Source organism: Hymenobacter qilianensis (assembly GCF_014489555.1).
GTDB lineage: Bacteria > Bacteroidota > Bacteroidia > Cytophagales > Hymenobacteraceae > Hymenobacter > Hymenobacter qilianensis.
Genome location: NZ_CP060784.1, coordinates 1,344,395 through 1,361,965 on the forward strand (window position 1 = coordinate 1,344,395; position 17,571 = coordinate 1,361,965).

Here is a 17,571-nt window from a genome sequence, read left to right on the forward strand (position 1 = left end):
TGACAAAACCGACAAAAACACTTTTGTCGGTTTTGTCAGCTTATCGAACAGCCGTTTTGCTTTTTGCACGATTAACTTCTAAGACAGTTTATATCCATTGGCTACTATACTGCCTAGTGTAGAGCTGTTCCTACTTCTATAAAGCACAGTTTATGAGTAATTGCCTGCCACAGCACTCTTGTAAATGGATTCTGCATTGGTCGCCCCCACTATTGCTCGGCGAACATCGGGGTTGGTCAAATTCAGTACGCGCATATTTCCTTCAACTTCTGCAACCGCTTCGATACGGCGGTAAAACTGTGAATGCGTTTCAGCGTAACGAGCCAAGCCTTGCAATTTTGGTAGTGCATCGGCAAGGTGAAAACCATGTGGATCGACTATATCGACCACAATCGTTTCATCCTGTTCCGCGAAGAAGATGAAATCTGGTCTGACTATTTTAGTGTCATTACCATTTGTATAGGCAATGCCTAATGAGTCTTGGCTAGGGCGGTCAGGATTTCGGTACCAGCATTTAAAGCCGTTTCGCTTCATCTCGCTCGACAAAACAGCCTGCTCCCAAGACTTTAATTCAGATGGATATAAACCCTTCTCATCGCACAGTAAATGCTGCTGATACGTCGGAACATCCGTTTCCGAACCATTGCCTTCGCGCACCTTGGTTTGTTCGACGCGCGATACGGGCAGTGCTAAATCTACATCCTGTGGCTCCGTGCTGAGGGCGACGATTTGCCGGTAAGCCTCTTGCCGGTCGTGCGGCAGTTCCTTGATTTGGCAGCGGTATTCCGAAAACCATGAATCGGACAGTGCTTTCGCTTCGGCGTCGAACAGGATTTGCAGGTTCTCCAAGAGGTGCAGAGCAGCGACATCCTCACGGGCCTCAATCAGTGCATCATCGAAATCATCAGCAGCTTCCGGTTTGCGTTTCGCCCTTTCGATGGTGTACGTGCGAGCAATATCAGGGGTGATGATGCGCGCGGTGTGTCGGTAAGCGTCCCCGACTACAGCGTCATCTGCGTCGGCTTGGAATAGGTCGTGACGAGTCTGGTGGCTTTGCATACTGAAAATAATGGTACGCCCATCCACTGTCATTACGGCTGCCCGTTTTTCAGTAAACGCTTGCTCCCGTTCAGCAATGAAATTGTCTAGCATCTTATGCATGGCAGCGTGAGCCTTGCCACCTGCACCAGGTAGCAGACCATCAGAAGCCAGTTCATGGGCCAGCGCAGTTAGACGAATAGCCGGTTTCGCGCCACGCTGTGGGCGGGTTTGAGAAGGCAGCAAAACGAATTTGTTCCACACCATTTGCGGCACGTCAGGATTGGGCTTCATCTCCTTCGGGTTCATGAGAATGCGCCCCGTTGGCGGTGTATCTCCACCACCCTCACTCAATGCCTTTACGACGTCTGCAACTGTCTTCTTATCAAACCTCGGAAGCAGACAATCGACGCTGTTAAGTCTGTCGTTGCCGGGGATGCGACGTGCGAGTGGTGTGCGCACCATGCGGCCCAGCATCTGAGCAATGTAGGTCCGGTCACTTGCCGGGCGGAAGGATACCATCACTTCGGCACGAGGGCAGTCCCACCCGGTGCTAATGGCATCCTTGGCAATGAGGATCCGTATTGAAGTGTCATGCTGAACGCGCTGTGGTTCGATGTAAGGCACTGAATACTTGCCGAATGCCTGAGTCTTGTGTTCACCGAACACATGGGCAACGGATGTCTCCGGTAAATCCCGCCATAGCTCAAAAATCGTATGAAGCGCGCGGCCGATTTCATTGGAATTAGGTGTGTTAGGTACCTGTAGCACCATCAGCGGAAGCACGGTTTCGCCGTTTTCCTGTTGAGTTGTATAAGCCGCCCATTCCTCTGTGGATTGACGCAACTTGTTTGCAGCACGGCGCACCAACACCGTGTCGAAATCACCCGTTGATTCCTCGGGAATGTCCAGCACAATAGTGTCTTTCAACAAGCCGGAATCTTGCACGAGGCTTGTATCCACGGTCACAGCAGGCAGTGTGCTGCGGCCCTGTGCACCTTCCATTGCCTTGTTGAAACGTTCCACCGTAGCGGATATGCCCCAGACAACTGGGATACCTGGTACGCCCTTCTCGCCGTTGATAAGCCGCTTAACAATGGTGGATTTTTCGCTATTCTCCTTGCCAATGCCACGATGCGCCTCATCCTGGACCAAGTATAGGGTAAGTGCCGGGTCTTCGATGGTGTTGCGGATTGTTTCCCAAATAGTGTGGTTTCGCAGGTCGGGCCGCATCTCGGGGAATGTGCCTTCATATTCCTCATCACCATCAGAACCACGAACAAGAAGGCTGTTCTTACTCAGTTTCCCCGTGTTCAGAAAATAGATTTTTCCGGGGTTGAATTTAGAGCGATTAAAGGTGTTTGCGACTACTTCCAAGTCCGTGTACCGCAGGCGGTCAGACGCCTCCAATAGCCGGAAGCGCGTTTGCTCATTCAAGGAGGGATCGTCGCTAAACCAGAGCACAACGGCGCCTGGGTCGCGGTCGAAGTCAAAACCGTCATCGCCGTGAAACAGTGCTTCGAACACCGCTGCAGCCATCACCGTCTTGCCCGCGCCGGTGGCAGCAGTCAGCGAAAAAGCATTTTTACGTTTGTATCTGCCATGCCAGTCCTCGCGCGCTATTTGCAGATTTACAAGCACATCGCGGACAGCTTTATCTTGGTAATCTTTGAGTGTAAACTTCATGCGTTGTCTCCGTTTTCGAATGCGAAATTGGTCAAGTAGGACTCGTACAGGCGGATCGCCTCCACGCCCTCAGGCAAGCGGCGCGCAAGCGCCTGAAAGCGCCGCTCGTCGTCAGTTACGATGTAAGCGATCTGAGGCGTTCCGGCCCTGCGAATGGCATTCAGAAAATCGGTTGCCTTGTCCAGCTCCACTAGTAGGCCATAAGCATCAGCGACATCCCAGCCCGCTACAGGCAGTTCTTCGATGCGGCGACCCACACTGCCTGCGCGCAGCCACAGCAGTGGTGCAATGCGCGGGAATGAGGTCTGATAGCTAACACCAACCGGCGTTTCGTACGTCAGGGTGAAGAATTCAGCATTTTCCTCAAAGCCATCGGACATAGGGAATTCATCGGTAAACTTGTAATCCCCCGTGATGGGCTGGCCGTCTGGCGTCGTGCCAGTAATGATAGCCTCAACGCGCGGCTTGGTAATGTAGTCACAAATGCCCCACCGTTCCCATTCAGCATCGCCGGGTCTAAAGCCCTTTTCTCGCAGCGTCGTTTGCTCATCCGCGCCGACTTCGTTGTTGGTGATGCTTATACACTGACGCCTACCGCCATCCTGCTTGTTAAGCCGCTTCACTGCATGGCGGTAGTGCCGGAGCCTGAGAAGAAGTCAAGGACAACCGCATTAGGTTTGTTTGTAACAAAAAAGCGTAAAGCATCCTCAACAGCATAGAGCGACTTAGGAAACGGGAATTTACGACCAGGAATAATCGATGTAAGAAGTCGGCTACCACCATTGCCCGCGTCATGTGAAGGAATACGCCATAAGTCCGATGGTACAAACATGATATGTTGATCGGATATGTCTGTGATAATTGATCCATCCGGGTTTTGGCCGATTAGTGGAAATTGGCCGCGCTCAACTTTACTTCGCTCTCCTTGGTTCAAATAGTAGAGAGCAGTATCCTTACCTCGCCAAGGTCCAATTTTGGCATAACCACTTTTTATCAATTCTTTTAGACGAGCTGGCCCATTTTGCCAAGTTCCAAAGCTACCATCCTTTCGTATGGGCCAACACGCGACACATCCATCGGGTGTCTCAATTTCCGATAGGTCGCTACCGTAATAGGCATCTCCTACACTGTGGAAAACAGCATGATCATCCAATTTCCGGATGAAAATAGGATAGAAACTATTAGGGCCATCCGCCCTTTGAGCATTCGTGCCATCGCGCCGCATAAGGCGCCAACGAAGTATGAACTTGTTTTTTGTCTGCACTGGATTCCAGTCCGCAGGAAGAGCCTGTGGCAACGGTTTGCAAACACCTAGAAATACAAAAAACAAGTATTCTGTTGATCGCGAAAAGCTTCCTTTTCTAGGTACACCTCCGGTATTAATCGCCGAACTGACCATAGTAATTCGTGCTTCCAGAAATACCTGCCCCAATAGTAACCCTAACCGTAGGTATTCTTTTTCGTCAATTGTGGCAATCAGAACAGAATCCGCCGGGTTTAACAACTCCTTCGCTAGCAGCAACCGCCGCTCCATGAACGCCAACCACTTGCTATGCCGGTACAAATCGTCGCCCTCGACGTAATCGTTGTTGTATTTCCAGTCCTTTGCGCCTGTGTTGTAAGGTGGATCAATGTAGATAGCGTCCACTTTGCCCCGGTGGGTCCAGGTCAAGGCTTTTAAAGCATGATAATTCTCGCCATTGATGACCGTATGCCATGGCTTGTCACCACCACGCGAAACATTACCAGTGGGAACAAGACCGGGATAGATGGTATCGCGGAATTCGGCAACTACCACAAGGTCGTCGAGCGCTACTGTGTGGCTCTCCCCCCGGCCGCGCCCAGTAATGTCAGCTCAGCCATTTTGCTGGTTTTGTGGATGGCCTTCACCAGCCACAGACGCTGGTCGCCCTTGGCCGTTGAGCCGCGCGGCGGCAGCACATGTACTTTGTCGCCCCTGCGCACTGGGCGACGAGGTAATTCAACGGCTTCGGGGTTATGCCGCTCAAAGTTTAGACCAAAGGAAAGCCGGGATGACAGCGCCCGGAACTCGCGTTCCAGGTCAGCCCCCAACTGTGGGTCTTTGCCCTTCGCGTTTGCAATAAGATCAGTTAATCGAGACACAAGCTTTTCTAAAATGTTTTTTAAAATGTAGTAGTGTAATGTTGGAGTTGGCCAATGTAATTCGGCACAAATTACCACTACCATTGGGTGTCAACACATGGTGTGGATCCGACGATAGGGCGGGGCCACGTCAGCAGGGGCCTCGCCCGATTGCCGAGAACCTATTCAGGTTCCGTCCAAGCGACCTCAATTCAATAAAACGGTTCTAATGTAGTCTCACAAAAAAGCCCCGCGTCCTCTAAGGATTATCGCAGGGCTTTACCGTTGGTTGAGCTGGCAACTACAAACCTTCCGGCTTATCGTAAAGGTAAGCAACATAAGGTTTATATTATTGGGGTATCGATACCCCTGAAGGGTTTCAAGTACACTTTTATTCTAGTTTACCCAGTTTACGGTAATGTCATAGGTTAGCTTTGCTCATGCAATTCCGTCAACACTCCATTACAAACTAACGCAAATGGCCAAATTACAGAATACGCACGAGCAGTCATGTGCCTATTGCCATCAAGATTTTGTCCCCATGAAGCGGGGCACGCAGCGCTTCTGCTCCGCCAGTTGCCGAACTACCCATTGCAAGAAGAAAAAAGCCGGTACACTGGGTCGGGTTACCAAACTCAAAGGACCAAGAGGCGGGATGCAGCGTGGCTCATTTGCAGAGACAGCCTTGGCTTCGGCCACGGGCGCCCTTGCAGCAAATACCCTAACCCAGACGGCAGAGTACTTCGCTGTCACGAAGGGCTTGGTAAAACAGGTGGAAGAGTTAACGCGGATGGTAATTCAGCTTTCAAAGACCCAGTTCAACACTTTTAATTTGGTTGGCAAAGGGCAGGTGGCAATCCTCAAGCAAATGGGCCTTTCTCGTGAAGAAGCCTTTGAACGATTGGGCATTCCTCTGCCAGCACCAGTTGCCCAACTCACCCCGGAAAAACAGTTACCCGCTCCCACTGCCTTCGACATGACCGCATTTGAGGCTGCCTTGGCGAAGGCACTCAGCCCCGAGGAACTGACTAAACCGGCATTTGAAAAGGCGATGAATACGCCACAAGCGGATGCCGGACTCCTATCCTTGGAAAAGGAAATTATTTAAGTGTGTACACATAGGGGTACGCTACGCCCCGACCGCCAACTGCCAGGAGCCATGCAGCTAAGCCAATTGGATAGCTTTGAGATGCCGCCCGACGAATTACCCGACGCAGTCCAACAGGCTCAAGGACCAGAGTCTTACCAGTCGGTTGAGGCTGTTTTATCTGCCATTGTTTTTTGAAAAGATTGAGCGATTAGAAGCAACTCGCCTTCGGTTGCTTTCTGCATCTCATTCCAATGAGCAGTCATAGATTTTTTGCCTAATGTTGGCCAGTTAGCAGGGTATTTATCTGCTAAATCAGTTAATCTCTAAGCACACTTGCCTTAATTGAGTTATAAAGCACGATTCTATCTTTGTCAAATGTCATCATATTTTTTACTCTGCTAATAGCAATAGATTCATTATCAATGTTTACACCATAAACCCCATTCCTATATGCTAATGGGAAGGGCAAAGCCTTCTGAACGGCGTCAACAAATGATTTAGGCACACCTTTTTCGCCTGAAAGCGGAATTATATTGTAAATTGTTGTAACGACTCTTCCATTTTTAACGCCAACAATAATATCTCCGATTTTTCTTCCAAACATATTCTCGTTAATAGTTCCGATATATTTGTAAGTAGATACATTTGTTTCAGAAGAAATTCCCAGTAATTTTAATTTATCTGCATCAGGCGAAATTTGATCTCCTAAGTCATATCGTTGTGCATTAGCTTGAAATGCAGAAAAAATTAATAAAATGATAAGTAAAATGTGCTTCATGATTTCCTGTTTTTAGGTTAAATGCAAATGCTGATTATTACTTTACAAGGGGTGGTTTCATGGTGGTTTTTTATGATGAGTGACCTTAAATATAGGGTGGCAGGGCAAACCATGCGATCTACTTCAAAGCTTCCTGAAATTGTCTGAATCTTCAAAATGAGGTGGGTGTATTAGTAAAACGTCTGTCATATAACACATACCGCCTAAAGCAATTAGAATAATAATAATCTTCTTTATTATGGACGTACTATCCTTGAGTAGACTATCAGCAAAATAAAGGGTTCCCCATAAGTAACCCAGCCAAAGTAAAAAGTTCATATTAGTGAAGAAAATCGCGTTGCAATTATTATCATTAAATATATGGTTTAATATTTATCATTTAATAGTCCATCCCGTTGTCTCAACGATTATCCCTAACTCTACCTTCCGTTTTGTATGTTAATGACTATGAAAACCAGCATACTTTCTTTCGCCATCTTCCTTATCTCAATCAATTGTGGCATACCCCCGCCAAGCTTGACTCAACCGATTGACGGCTGCTAAGGACGAATGAGTAGCCCGCCCTAGTAGTTTTGTCACCTTATAAAAAAGCCCTACGTTCCTCAATCGAGTACGCGGGGCTTTACTCATTAGGGGGAACTGGCAACTACTCACCCAGTGGGTATAAGTAAGGAAATAAGTTTAAACCCTACTTCACAGTTGCCAGCTAAGCAACTAGTTTATTCTCTACAAGCTAACTCATGGTTAGCGGTTGTACGGATTTTCTAAAAATTCGCTTCGGGGTGGGTTTATCCTGCCGCACATAATGAGAATCCACAATAGTATCACTAAGCATATGGCGAGTAATTTCTTCATTAGGCTAGTCGACTTAAGTTTTAATGTATAACCACTGATTTCTAATCCAATAATAAGTTATAATGTGGTAAATGTATATAGTACAAGTATGATAAAATATAAAATCTGAGTAATTATGACAAAAAAGCCCCGCGCCCTCGATTGAGGAACGCGGGCTTTTGCCGTAGGTAGCCTTTCGGACTATGACAAATTATACTATTAGATCTTAGTTTGGCCTTTACTATCCTAATCAAACGCATTAAGGCGTGTCAAACATGTTGAAGGTCCCAATAGGCTCAGTGTCAGTAGCTGTTTGACCATTAGTCGGCAGGGAAATAAGCTGTTGAGAACCTGTAACAAAACTTTCTATGGCGTCTAAAATGGTTGTTATAGTTCCTTGATGCTCCCAAGTTTCATACAGAGATTCTGAAATCCCCCACGTTTGAATGCTAACAACGATATCGCTTATCAGCTTACGGAAGTTCTCATCAGGTAGCTCTTCTATCTCGCTGATAAGAACCCCTTTAATTTTTCTTTGGCTACTATGCTTTACGTATCCAACTATTGAAACTAGATCTGTTGCCCGAGGAATTAGATGAATAAATCTGGGCTGTGATAATGGTGTAAAGCCTATGTGAAGCGGATTTATAGCCTGTGCTTGCAGGTAAGTTATTGCTACTGGTCTAATTGCGCCGCCAAATACTGCCGAAGTAGCAATATCGATCTTAGGGAGCACTCGGCGATGAAATTCAAACCTTTGGTTATGATCGCCAAACCACAACTCCTGTTCCATCAAGTGTTTATAATAGTACAAATCTTTTGCCGCAAGTATCCACCGAGGTGCCATACTCTGAGTGCGTTTCTTTCTAGATAAATCATAATTACTACAGTCAATTAATTTACGGTGAAATCTCACCACGACCTCTGCCTTTGATAGCTCATTTAGTAATGCTCTATAAGAAAACAGAAGTTGTTGCCTATAATTTAAAAATTCGTACTCTCCATTCTCAATCTCTTCAAAGAGAGCGTTGTCATGTGTTCCACACAGCCCCCGAAAAGTAAACATCTTAGTAGCGTTTACGCCAGTCCTTTCAAATCTATGTTCAGGATGATGAAGACCCCCTACGGTGAATTCTATGAAATTTCCGTCCGGAGCTATATGATTAAGTATTCCTCTTTCTTGAAGAATATGAGACCTCATATCTACATTTTGATGGCAACCAGGATACCGGCACTGCCCTCCAAACTTTTTTTCTGCTGAGAAAAACTTCTCTGAAAGCGCATCTTGCTGTTTACTATAACTGCCTTTTTTTGACATACAAAAAGAACTATTGACTATTACAGAAAAAGCCCCACTTCCTTCACTAAGGAATGTGGGGCTTTTGCCACAGGTAGAGCTGGCAACTACAACCTTATAGGCTTACTCAAAGATACAAGGCTAGCCTGAGATTATATCGGCCGTTTAAAAGCTAATGAATAAGGAAAGAAACAGCTAAATCGCAGTGATGTGTACCCCTACATGTACCCTTAAATATAAAAAAGGCCGTTTCCAATCAGGAAACGGCCTTTTAGGTAGCGGGGACAGGACTCGAACCTGTGACCTTTGGGTTATGAGCCCAACGAGCTACCAACTGCTCCACCCCGCACTGTTTGGTTCTGCAAATGTAAGAGGGTTTTTTGGAATTAGGTGGTATTGTAGTGTAAAAAGTTGGTTTTCGGGGCTTCTATACTGATAATCAGCCGCTTTATTCTTTGATGAAGTTGTGATTAAGTGACTGATTCTAGAAACGGCTGGTAATTCCGAAGTGAATTTTGGAGGCGTTGAGCGCCAGCTTTTGATTTAGCTGCTTTGAGCGGCCCACAGAATATACCAGCTGAAACAGACCAGCGCCGGTGCGAAAGCTGATACCGGCGCCCACGCCTGTTGGCGCATCGGCGTTGGCGCCTTGGGCTAGCTTACGTTGCAGGTATGCCTGATCGAGGAAGAGAAAGACAAAGGAATCGGGGCCGGTGAACTGGCGATACTCCACGGTACCAACGGCGTAGGAGCTGGCATAGAAAGCAAACTCGCTGAAGCCACGTAGTGTAGCCAGGCCGCCCAATCGGAATAAGTCGTTGAGAAACAGCCGGTCGTTGAGCAAGGACTCGCCCCGCACCCGGCCGAGGAGCACGCCGTTGCGACCAATCGGATAATAGTATTCGGCGCGGCCACCGAGCGTAACCTGGGTGGAGCGCAGAGGAACTCGGGTATAAAGCGTGTCATTGAGGTCGGTGTTCTTGCTGATGCGCTTGTTGCCCACAGCGGCCAGGCTGCTGAAAAAAGCCCCCGGCGTGGAAAATACAGGTCGTCGAGAGTGCTTTTGGAGTAGTCGAGACCGTAGGAAGTGTACTCGGAGTCGATATTTTCGGGGAGAGCCCGTAGCTCCCGAAAGGTAGAATCGGACAGCAGGCGGGAGCTGCGGAACTCGGTGAAGAAGCTGATGCGCCCGGCCCGCGCCGTGGGGTACGTCACCTGAAGGCGAGGCCGCAGGGTGAGGAAAGCATCGGATTGCCGATAAAGGTTGAAATTGCCCCCCACCTCCAGGGGCGAGCCGAAGAAATTAGGGTGCACATACTGCGCGTCCAGGAGCTGAGAGGCGGCGTCTACTTTGCGCCATTGTAAGCCCAGCTGCTTGCCCCCGCCGCGAATATTGCGCAGGTTGATGGTCACGTCGCCGGTGAGTTGCACTTTGTTCTGGCCCGGTCCGGGGCTTGGGTTGGGGAGCACGCCCACAATGGCATCGAACTGGTTGGCCGGCCGATCGTCAAGCAGCAAGTACACCCGCGCTTTGCCCTGCGCGAAACGCACTTCAGGCTCAGCCTTGACTTGTATATAAGGTAGCTGGCGCAGCTGGCGGGCAATGGCATCTACCCGCTGCTGACTATAGGGCTGATTAGGGAAAATCTGTAGGTAGCGGGTCAAAAACTGGGTTCGGGTTTTGGTAGTGCCCAGCACCTGCAAAGAGTCGAATACGATAACTGGGCCACGGTCGAGCACCACGCGGCCTTCGATATCGGAGCCGATAAGGGATACGGAATCGAGGCGCACGGTGGCAAAAGGGTAGCCCTGGTTTTCGGCTTCGGTGAGTACACGCTGCTGGAGCTGGGTCCACTCCTGGGGTCGGAAAGGCTGGTCGCGGAAGAATTTTTCGCGGTAGCCAGCCTTGGTGAGCAAAGCGTCGCCGAGGTTGCCATTGCGCAGCCGTGCCCACCGGAATTGCTCGCCCACGTACAGGCGAACCTGCACCGAGTCGCGACTCCAGCGCATGGAATCGGCGGAGGCAGTGAGGTAGGCGTCGGCTTGCAGAGCCAGCACGACGTCGCGGATGATGCGCAGAGCCGTAAGCGAGTCGGGCGCGGTGGGCCGAAACCGGTAGCGTACGAGCGTGGGCCGGTCGGCTCCCTCGGTAGTAAGTTGAATAAATTTTGCCCCCGCAGTGGCTTACGCAGCCGCGTAATGCTGGTATCTGGGCGGGCGGGCGGCAAAGGTGGCGTCTGCAGCGCAGGCTGGCTAGGCGCGGCCGGGGTGGGCGTTATCTGCGCCCGTATCTCACTGGGCCAACCCAGGAGCAGACTCAGCACACAGTAAAAAAAGACGCGGGCACACATTGGGGCAAAGAACGTGGACTGGAAGCATTTAATTTTGAAGCCTGTGGTTGAAATGCAATGAGAGCAGGGCCGCCGTCAGGTTCTGCTTCTGCGGCTCGTGCAATGGAGATTTGTGATCTGGGTACCTTGCAGAACAAATCAGGAGATGGAGCGAGAGGTGTTGCGTCCTTTTTAATGGAGCTGAAACCAATCACCCAAACTAATTATGCATCTCTGGGTGTTACCACATACGCTATCTTTTCTTCTGAATGCCTGGCCTTTACCTTCACATCCCTTTCTGCAAACAAGCCTGCCACTACTGCGACTTCCATTTCAGCACTTCTATGGCACTGAAAGGCAAGCTGGTAGATGCGCTGGTGCGGGAGGTGGAGCTTCGCCGCGACTACCTCGGCCCCCAAGCCACGCTCGACACCATTTATTTTGGTGGTGGCACGCCCTCTCTGCTGACTGCGGCGGAACTAGACACGTTATTTAGCGCCATTCACCGGCACTTCAAAATTGCCCCCCAGGCCGAGATTACGCTCGAAGCGAACCCCGACGACCTTACTGCCCCGAAGCTAGCGGAGTTGGCCGCCTCACCCATCAATCGGCTGAGCATTGGGTTGCAAAGCTTCCATGAGCCGCACCTGCGCCTGATGAATCGGGCTCACTCAGCCGTAGAATCGGCGCGGTGCGTGCGGCTGGCCCAGGATGCGGGCTTCGAGAATATCTCGGTGGACCTGATTTATGGTGTGCCGGCTCCCGACCACCGTATTTGGGAACAGGATATGGCCGCGGCTTTTGCGCTGGGCGTACCTCATCTTTCGTGTTATGCGCTTACTATTGAGCCTGATACGGTGTTTGGACGCCGCCTGCGCAAAGGGCAATTCACTCCGCCACCCGACGACTTTGTGGCCCGGCAGTTCGAAATGCTGTTGGCCCAAATACCTGCCCACGGCTACGAACAGTACGAGATTTCTAATTTTTGCCTCCCCGGCCGCGAGTCGCGGCACAATTCGAACTACTGGCGCGGCGTGCCTTATTTAGGCTTAGGCCCGAGCGCCCATTCATTCGACGGAGTCAGCCGAGAGTTTGCGGTAGCGAATAACGCGCGCTACGTAACGAGCCTGCTGGAGCAGAACGCGGTGCCCGTCACTCGCGAAACTCTCTCTCCCACCGACCGCGCCAATGAATACCTGATGACTAGTTTGCGCACTGCTCGTGGCTGCGACCTGGTGCGTCTGCGGCAGGAATTTGGAGTAGACTTACGTGCCCAACGCGCTGACTACTTGCGGGGTTTGGAGCAAAACCAATGGGCCACGCTACGCGATGAGGTATTGATTCTTACAGATCAGGGAAAACTGCTGGCTGACCACATCACCTTAGAATTATTTCAGGCCGCTGGCTAAATCAATAAAATCAGCGTAATCTGTGCCTATGGAACGCCTGATTGATGCCCTCGCCGACGATGCTGACTTTTTTGTCGAGCACGTTCAGATCACCGCCATCGTCTTCGACACGACCGATGATGTAACCGTGTGGGCTACTACATACTTCGATAACAGTCTGCATTTCTTTCATTTAGGCCTACAGTTTCCAGCCTTGGATCTATTGCTACGCTTAGCCGGAGAGCGGGCGGAGGCGCTACAAGAGGAAGTAGCCGAGGCGCTGGCTACCGTCACCGAATGGCCCTGCCTGCTGGAGTATACCACCGAAGAAAAGCCCCCCGTTCCCCTTCCAAACGTGGCTATGAAGCTGGCCTGCACCTATCCGGCTACATTGGTAGATGAGGATGATGAGGGCGAGAGTGAGGCAGAAGAGGAAAGCGAAGAAGACGAGGATGAGGACGATGAGGAAGAAATTGCCCCCCACAACATCTTTTACTTAGAAGGCGTGTATTTGCGGCTCGAACCGTAGCAAGTGCGAGTATTGCAACAGAGAAGATCCTTCTTGGTTTCAGGCCACATGCTCTAAAACCCGCCCGTCATGCAGAGCTAAGCGAAACATCTCGCGTGTTTAGTGGGAATACTAACCCAACATCAGCACGCGAGATGCTTCACTGCGTTCTGCATGACGTTCTTTTTAGTGATTAATTCAGCAGCTAGCTATTCGAATTCACATTAGTCTCTTTTTTACTGCTCATGTTTTACCTAATTCCTGGTCTTGGGGCTGATGCGCGCGTTTTTCAGAAGCTGCGTCCTCTGCTGCACGGTCCGTCTCAGGTGCTGGAATGGCTAAAGCCGATTGGTGATGAGCCGTTGCCGGACTATGTGCGGCACATGGCGGCGGTGATTCCCGAGGATGCGGACTGCTTTGTAGTAGGCGTATCGTTTGGCGGGGTCATAGCGCAGGAAATCTGCCGCATTCGGCCGCGGGCCTGCGCGGTGTTAGTGTCCAGCATTCCGGATGCTGACCGCCTGCCGACTCTACTCCGAATTATTCGGGCTACGCGGGTCTACAAGCTGGTGCCGCCGCCATTGCTCAAGCTTTTCCCGTGGGCCGGGCGCTGGTATTTCGGCATCGATGACAACGTAGAATACAAAGTGTTCAAAGCCATTCTGCGCGATATGGACTCCGCTTACACCAGTTGGGCCATCCGGCGGCTGCTGCATTGGGACAGTACCGGCGTTGGCAGCTGCGTACAGATTCTGGGCTCCCGCGACCGGGTTTTTCCACCTTCTCCCGCCCCGTCGACTATCTTATTCCCGGTGGCACCCACTTTATGGTTCTTACGCACGCTCACGAGATAAGCCGGATTCTGAATGATCTGCTTAGCAAACGGCAGGATAAGCAAGCAGCCTCCGCCGGTAAGCGTGTTGATATAGTGCAGTAATTATTTCTTGATTCGCCCCCAAATGCTCGCCACCTATCCTTACCACGGCCACACCTTTTCCTTCGACCCTGGCGCGCCGCTGGATATTTCGCTGCCCTTAGCACCCGGCCCAAACCAAGTAAATTGCTTTTGGGCCGAGCCAGTGCAGTTTGACACCATTCGGGTAGGCGACTTTGTGGGAAGCGTGGCCGAGGGCGGCAGCACGAACTATAAGCGGGTTCATCTCACTCCCCACGGCAACGGCACGCATACGGAGTGCTACGGCCACATTTCCACCGATCTGGAGGCAACTATCAACCGCTGCCTGCGGCGCTTTTTATTCGTAGCCCGGCTGATTTCCGTGGAGCCGCGCCAACTGCCCAACGGCGACCAAGTAGTGATGCTAGCGGACGCACAATCGGCGCTGGGGGCATTTTCCCGGATTCTGAGGTGTTGCCGGAAGCCATCATTCTACGGACGCTGCCCAACCACAAAGCCAAGCGCGCCCGTCAGTACTCTGGCACCAACCCTACTTATGTAGAGCCAGCCTTGGCCCAGTATCTCGCCGAACACCATATCGAACACCTGCTTCTGGACTTGCCTAGCGTAGACCGGGAAGAAGACGGCGGCCAACTGCTCGCTCATCACGCGTTTTGGCAATACCCAGAGCACACACGCCGCGCCAGCACTATCACCGAGTTGATTTTCGTGCCCGATGAACTCAAAGACGGCTTGTACCTGCTTAACCTTCAGATCACCAGCCTGGAGTTAGATGCCAGTCCAAGTAAGCCAGTCCTGTACCGCTTGAGCTAGCTGGATGGCCGACTTATCAAGCTGAACGTAAAAAGCCCCCAGGTAGAGTCTGGGGGGCTTTTTGAATATTGTATCGACTTCCACGAAATATGTGGAGCCCGATCAACTAGTAACTCAGACTAAGCAGCAGTTGCTTCGGTCAGTTCGGTCTCGTCGATAACGGGTACTACCGATACGAACGAGCGATCCTTGCGGCCCTTGCGGAACTGCACGGTGCCGTCTACCATAGCGAACAGGGTGTGGTCCTTGCCGATGCCCACGTTCTGGCCGGGGTGATGCTTGGTGCCACGCTGACGAACGATGATGTTGCCAGCAATAATGCCTTGACCGCCGAAGATCTTCACGCCCAAGCGCTTAGAATGCGATTCGCGGCCGTTGTTAGATGAGCCGACGCCTTTCTTATGTGCCATTGTTGTATTTGTTGTGCGTTATAGGTGTTGTCTTGTCTGATGGTAGTTCTGAGTTAAATCTTATCACACTCAGCAGCCGATCAGTCAATTCAATTACCCGATGCTGTTGACCATTACTTTGGTGTAGTCCTGACGGTGGCCGTTGAGCTTCTTGTAGCCCTTCCGACGCTTCTTCTTGAACACCAATACCTTGTCACCTTTTACTTGGGCCAAGATGGTACCCTTCACTTTCACGTCCAAGAACGGAGCGCCGATAGTGAGCGAACCGTTATTGTCGGTCAGGAGCACATTGCCCAGCTCAACTACGTCTCCGACATTGCCGGCTAGTTTGTGGGTATAAACAAATTTCTCGGCTTCGACCTTGGTCTGCTTGCCAGCTATGTTGACGATTGCGTACATCGGCGTCTCGCGTGTTTTAAAAATGGGAAGGCAAAAGTAACAGGTTTAAGATTCAAAACCAAACCTAACTCACTAGTCTTCATTTGGTCGGCTTCCAAAACTTATCCGCTACCGAGCTGGCATCAGCATGCAGACAGTCTTTTAACAGCACGCGCCGGGCACGCGAATAAACTTTTTGTGGATAAGTTGGATTGTCCACAGTCCAAATGTTGATAAGTATTCAAAATTTGGGCATTCCAAGCCAAATTTTGCTCCTTTCAACAAAAAAGGTTATCAACAGCTCATCAGTGAGCATAGGCAAAAATTAACAGAATAAAAATGGTTTTCGGGGGGCATTTTGCCGGAGGTCGGGTTTATATTTGATCCCATGACCGCCCAAATTTTTTGGTGAGTCAGGCCAAACAATTCCGTTTGCCGCAGAGTTGGCAAGCCACTAGCTGATCATATTTCTGGTCACGTTTCACCTTCAATACGCTATCTGTTATGGAACCACTGCTCGTTGAGAACCCCAACCGCTTTGTGCTATTCCCCATCCAGAACGACGATGTCTGGCAATTCTATAAGAAGGCGGAGGCCTCCTTCTGGACCGCCGAGGAAATAGACCTCTCCCAAGACCAGAAAGACTGGGAAAACCTCAACGATAACGAGAAGCACTTCATCTCGCATGTGCTAGCCTTCTTCGCGGCCTCCGATGGCATCGTGAACGAGAACCTGGCCGTGAACTTCATGCAGGAAGTGCAGATGCCCGAAGCGCGCTGCTTCTATGGCTTCCAGATTATGATGGAAAACATTCACAGCGAGACCTATTCGCTGCTGATTGACACCTACATCAAAGACCCCAAGGAGAAAGACCGCCTCTTCAACGCCCTTGAAACCGTGCCGTGCGTGAAGAAAAAAGGCGAGTGGGCCTTGAAGTGGATCAACTCCGAAGACTTTGCTGAGCGCATCATCGCCTTCGCGGCAGTGGAAGGCATTTTCTTCTCTGGCTCGTTCTGCTCCATTTTCTGGCTGAAGAAGCGCGGCCTGATGCCTGGCCTGACCTTCTCCAACGAGCTCATTTCCCGCGACGAAGGCCTACACTGCGACTTCGCCTGCCTGCTCTACGGCTACCTCCAGAACAAGCTCAGCGAGGAGCGTGTGCACAGCATCATCCGGGACGCGGTAACCATTGAGCAGGAGTTCGTGACCGATGCGCTGCCCGTTAACCTGATCGGGATGAATGCCAAGAACATGGCGCAGTACATCGAGTTCGTGGCTGACCGTCTGCTCGTGTCGCTGGGCTACAGCAAGATCTACAATGCTTCTAACCCCTTCGATTTCATGGAGATGATTTCGCTACAGGGCAAAACCAACTTCTTCGAGAAGCGCGTGGCTGAGTATCAGAAAGCCGGCGTAATGAGCGAGCGTACTGAGAATGCCTTCTCGCTTGATGAGGATTTTTAAGCGATAACTAATTCCGCCTGTCATCCTGACGAAGGAAGGACCTTATCACGTTAGAACGAACCGTAACTACATTGGTCGTTTCAGCGTGATAAGGTCCTTCCTTCGTCAGGATGACAGGTGTTTTTATCTAGGCGATAGAAACTCCCAGTTTGGATTCTGCGCAGCTATTAAAACTTCTTTTTTAGCACGCGTCCAGCCTTTCAATTCTTTTTCACGAGCAATGGCAGCTTTGCTGTCGGAATGCTCTTCGAAGTAGATAAGGTTGTAGCAGAAATAGCGGCCGGCAAACGTCTGCGCCGTGCCACGGTTTTCGTAGTGCTGGGCCATGCGACTGCTTAGGCTATTGGTGACACCGATATACAGCACGTTACGAGCAGGATTGGTCGTGATGTAGGTATAGTAAGGCATATGTGATTAGGTATGTCAGAGCCCTTTTCTCTTTGCCACTTAACTCCCCCTCGTCTGTCATCCTGAGCAGCGCGAAGGACCTTCTCACGCAGGCACGAGTTGTTGTTATGCTAGTAGTTCACTGGGCATA

17 protein-coding genes, 1 tRNA gene and 1 pseudogene are annotated in these 17,571 nt (G+C 50.5%); 7 read left to right on the forward strand and 12 right to left on the reverse strand.

Going from position 1 to position 17,571, the window contains the following annotated elements; translation table 11 throughout:
• Positions 1 to 150: 150 nt before the first annotated feature.
• Genes H9L05_RS06120 through H9L05_RS23265 form a run of 4 tightly spaced genes read right to left on the reverse strand, consistent with a single transcriptional unit; the run spans position 151 to position 4,848 of the window.
• A complete protein-coding gene (locus H9L05_RS06120) occupies positions 151 to 2,724 on the reverse strand; it encodes a DEAD/DEAH box helicase (protein ID WP_187733432.1) in 2,574 nt (857 codons plus the stop codon).
• On the reverse strand, positions 2,721 to 3,347 hold the full coding sequence (locus tag H9L05_RS23255; RefSeq protein ID WP_223284763.1) for a hypothetical protein: 627 nt from the start codon (positions 3,345 to 3,347) through the stop codon (positions 2,721 to 2,723). The genes H9L05_RS06120 and H9L05_RS23255 overlap by 4 nt, the downstream gene beginning before the upstream one ends.
• The gene (locus H9L05_RS23260; RefSeq protein WP_223284764.1) at positions 3,344 to 4,522 is read right to left on the reverse strand and encodes a DNA methyltransferase; all 1,179 of its coding nucleotides are present in this window, start codon (positions 4,520 to 4,522) and stop codon (positions 3,344 to 3,346) included. The genes H9L05_RS23255 and H9L05_RS23260 overlap by 4 nt, the downstream gene beginning before the upstream one ends.
• Before the next feature lie 14 nt (positions 4,523 to 4,536).
• Complete coding sequence (locus tag H9L05_RS23265) at positions 4,537 to 4,848, reverse strand: hypothetical protein (protein ID WP_223284765.1); 312 nt, start codon at positions 4,846 to 4,848, stop codon at positions 4,537 to 4,539.
• A 457-nt stretch (positions 4,849 to 5,305) separates the two neighbouring features.
• Here H9L05_RS23265 and H9L05_RS06130 point away from each other — a divergent pair, with 457 nt between their 5' ends.
• Entirely contained in the window at positions 5,306 to 5,935 is a 630-nt protein-coding gene (locus tag H9L05_RS06130) for a hypothetical protein (RefSeq protein ID WP_187733433.1), read from the forward strand.
• Positions 5,936 to 6,233: 298 nt separating this feature from the next.
• Here the strand turns inward: H9L05_RS06130 and H9L05_RS06135 are convergent, their stop codons facing one another.
• The 5 genes and pseudogenes from H9L05_RS06135 to H9L05_RS24880 all read right to left on the reverse strand — a co-directional run.
• Positions 6,234 to 6,695: a hypothetical protein gene (locus H9L05_RS06135; protein ID WP_187733434.1), complete on the reverse strand. Its 462-nt coding sequence runs from the start codon at positions 6,693 to 6,695 to the stop codon at positions 6,234 to 6,236.
• 1,093 nt (positions 6,696 to 7,788) lie between these two features.
• Positions 7,789 to 8,847: a hypothetical protein gene (locus tag H9L05_RS06140; RefSeq protein WP_187733435.1), complete on the reverse strand. Its 1,059-nt coding sequence runs from the start codon at positions 8,845 to 8,847 to the stop codon at positions 7,789 to 7,791.
• Positions 8,848 to 9,102: 255 nt separating this feature from the next.
• Positions 9,103 to 9,175, reverse strand: a tRNA-Met gene (locus tag H9L05_RS06145).
• Between the two features lie 135 nt (positions 9,176 to 9,310).
• Entirely contained in the window at positions 9,311 to 9,829 is a 519-nt protein-coding gene (locus H9L05_RS24875) for a BamA/TamA family outer membrane protein (protein WP_317175127.1), read from the reverse strand.
• Between the two features lie 26 nt (positions 9,830 to 9,855).
• Positions 9,856 to 10,836 (reverse strand): annotated as a pseudogene (locus H9L05_RS24880) (POTRA domain-containing protein); the annotation flags it as partial.
• 589 nt (positions 10,837 to 11,425) lie between these two features.
• Here H9L05_RS24880 and hemW point away from each other — a divergent pair.
• The 5 genes from hemW to H9L05_RS23275 all read left to right on the forward strand — a co-directional run bounded on the left by hemW (position 11,426) and on the right by H9L05_RS23275 (position 14,781).
• Entirely contained in the window at positions 11,426 to 12,565 is a 1,140-nt protein-coding gene (gene hemW, locus H9L05_RS06160; protein ID WP_187733437.1) for a radical SAM family heme chaperone HemW, read from the forward strand.
• A 28-nt stretch (positions 12,566 to 12,593) separates the two neighbouring features.
• Positions 12,594 to 13,073, forward strand: coding sequence for a hypothetical protein (locus tag H9L05_RS06165; protein ID WP_187733438.1), 480 nt, complete (start codon positions 12,594 to 12,596; stop codon positions 13,071 to 13,073).
• A gap of 224 nt (positions 13,074 to 13,297) precedes the next feature.
• The gene (locus H9L05_RS06170; RefSeq protein ID WP_187733439.1) at positions 13,298 to 13,906 is read left to right on the forward strand and encodes an alpha/beta fold hydrolase; all 609 of its coding nucleotides are present in this window, start codon (positions 13,298 to 13,300) and stop codon (positions 13,904 to 13,906) included.
• Between the two features lie 105 nt (positions 13,907 to 14,011).
• Complete coding sequence (locus H9L05_RS23270) at positions 14,012 to 14,509, forward strand: cyclase family protein (RefSeq protein ID WP_223284766.1); 498 nt, start codon at positions 14,012 to 14,014, stop codon at positions 14,507 to 14,509.
• Between the two features lie 8 nt (positions 14,510 to 14,517).
• On the forward strand, positions 14,518 to 14,781 hold the full coding sequence (locus H9L05_RS23275) for a hypothetical protein (RefSeq protein ID WP_223284767.1): 264 nt from the start codon (positions 14,518 to 14,520) through the stop codon (positions 14,779 to 14,781).
• 119 nt (positions 14,782 to 14,900) lie between these two features.
• Here the strand turns inward: H9L05_RS23275 and rpmA are convergent, their stop codons facing one another.
• Positions 14,901 to 15,191, reverse strand: a complete 291-nt coding sequence (gene rpmA, locus H9L05_RS06180; protein ID WP_133274413.1) for a 50S ribosomal protein L27 — start codon at positions 15,189 to 15,191, stop codon at positions 14,901 to 14,903.
• Between the two features lie 93 nt (positions 15,192 to 15,284).
• A complete protein-coding gene (gene rplU / locus H9L05_RS06185; protein ID WP_133274414.1) occupies positions 15,285 to 15,590 on the reverse strand; it encodes a 50S ribosomal protein L21 in 306 nt (101 codons plus the stop codon).
• A gap of 483 nt (positions 15,591 to 16,073) precedes the next feature.
• Between rplU and H9L05_RS06190 the strand changes: the two genes are divergently transcribed.
• Entirely contained in the window at positions 16,074 to 17,033 is a 960-nt protein-coding gene (locus H9L05_RS06190) for a ribonucleoside-diphosphate reductase small subunit (protein WP_133274415.1), read from the forward strand.
• Between the two features lie 123 nt (positions 17,034 to 17,156).
• Here H9L05_RS06190 and H9L05_RS06195 read toward each other — a convergent pair whose 3' ends face one another.
• The gene (locus H9L05_RS06195; protein WP_187733440.1) at positions 17,157 to 17,441 is read right to left on the reverse strand and encodes a GIY-YIG nuclease family protein; all 285 of its coding nucleotides are present in this window, start codon (positions 17,439 to 17,441) and stop codon (positions 17,157 to 17,159) included.
• Between the last annotated feature and the right edge of the window lie 130 nt (positions 17,442 to 17,571).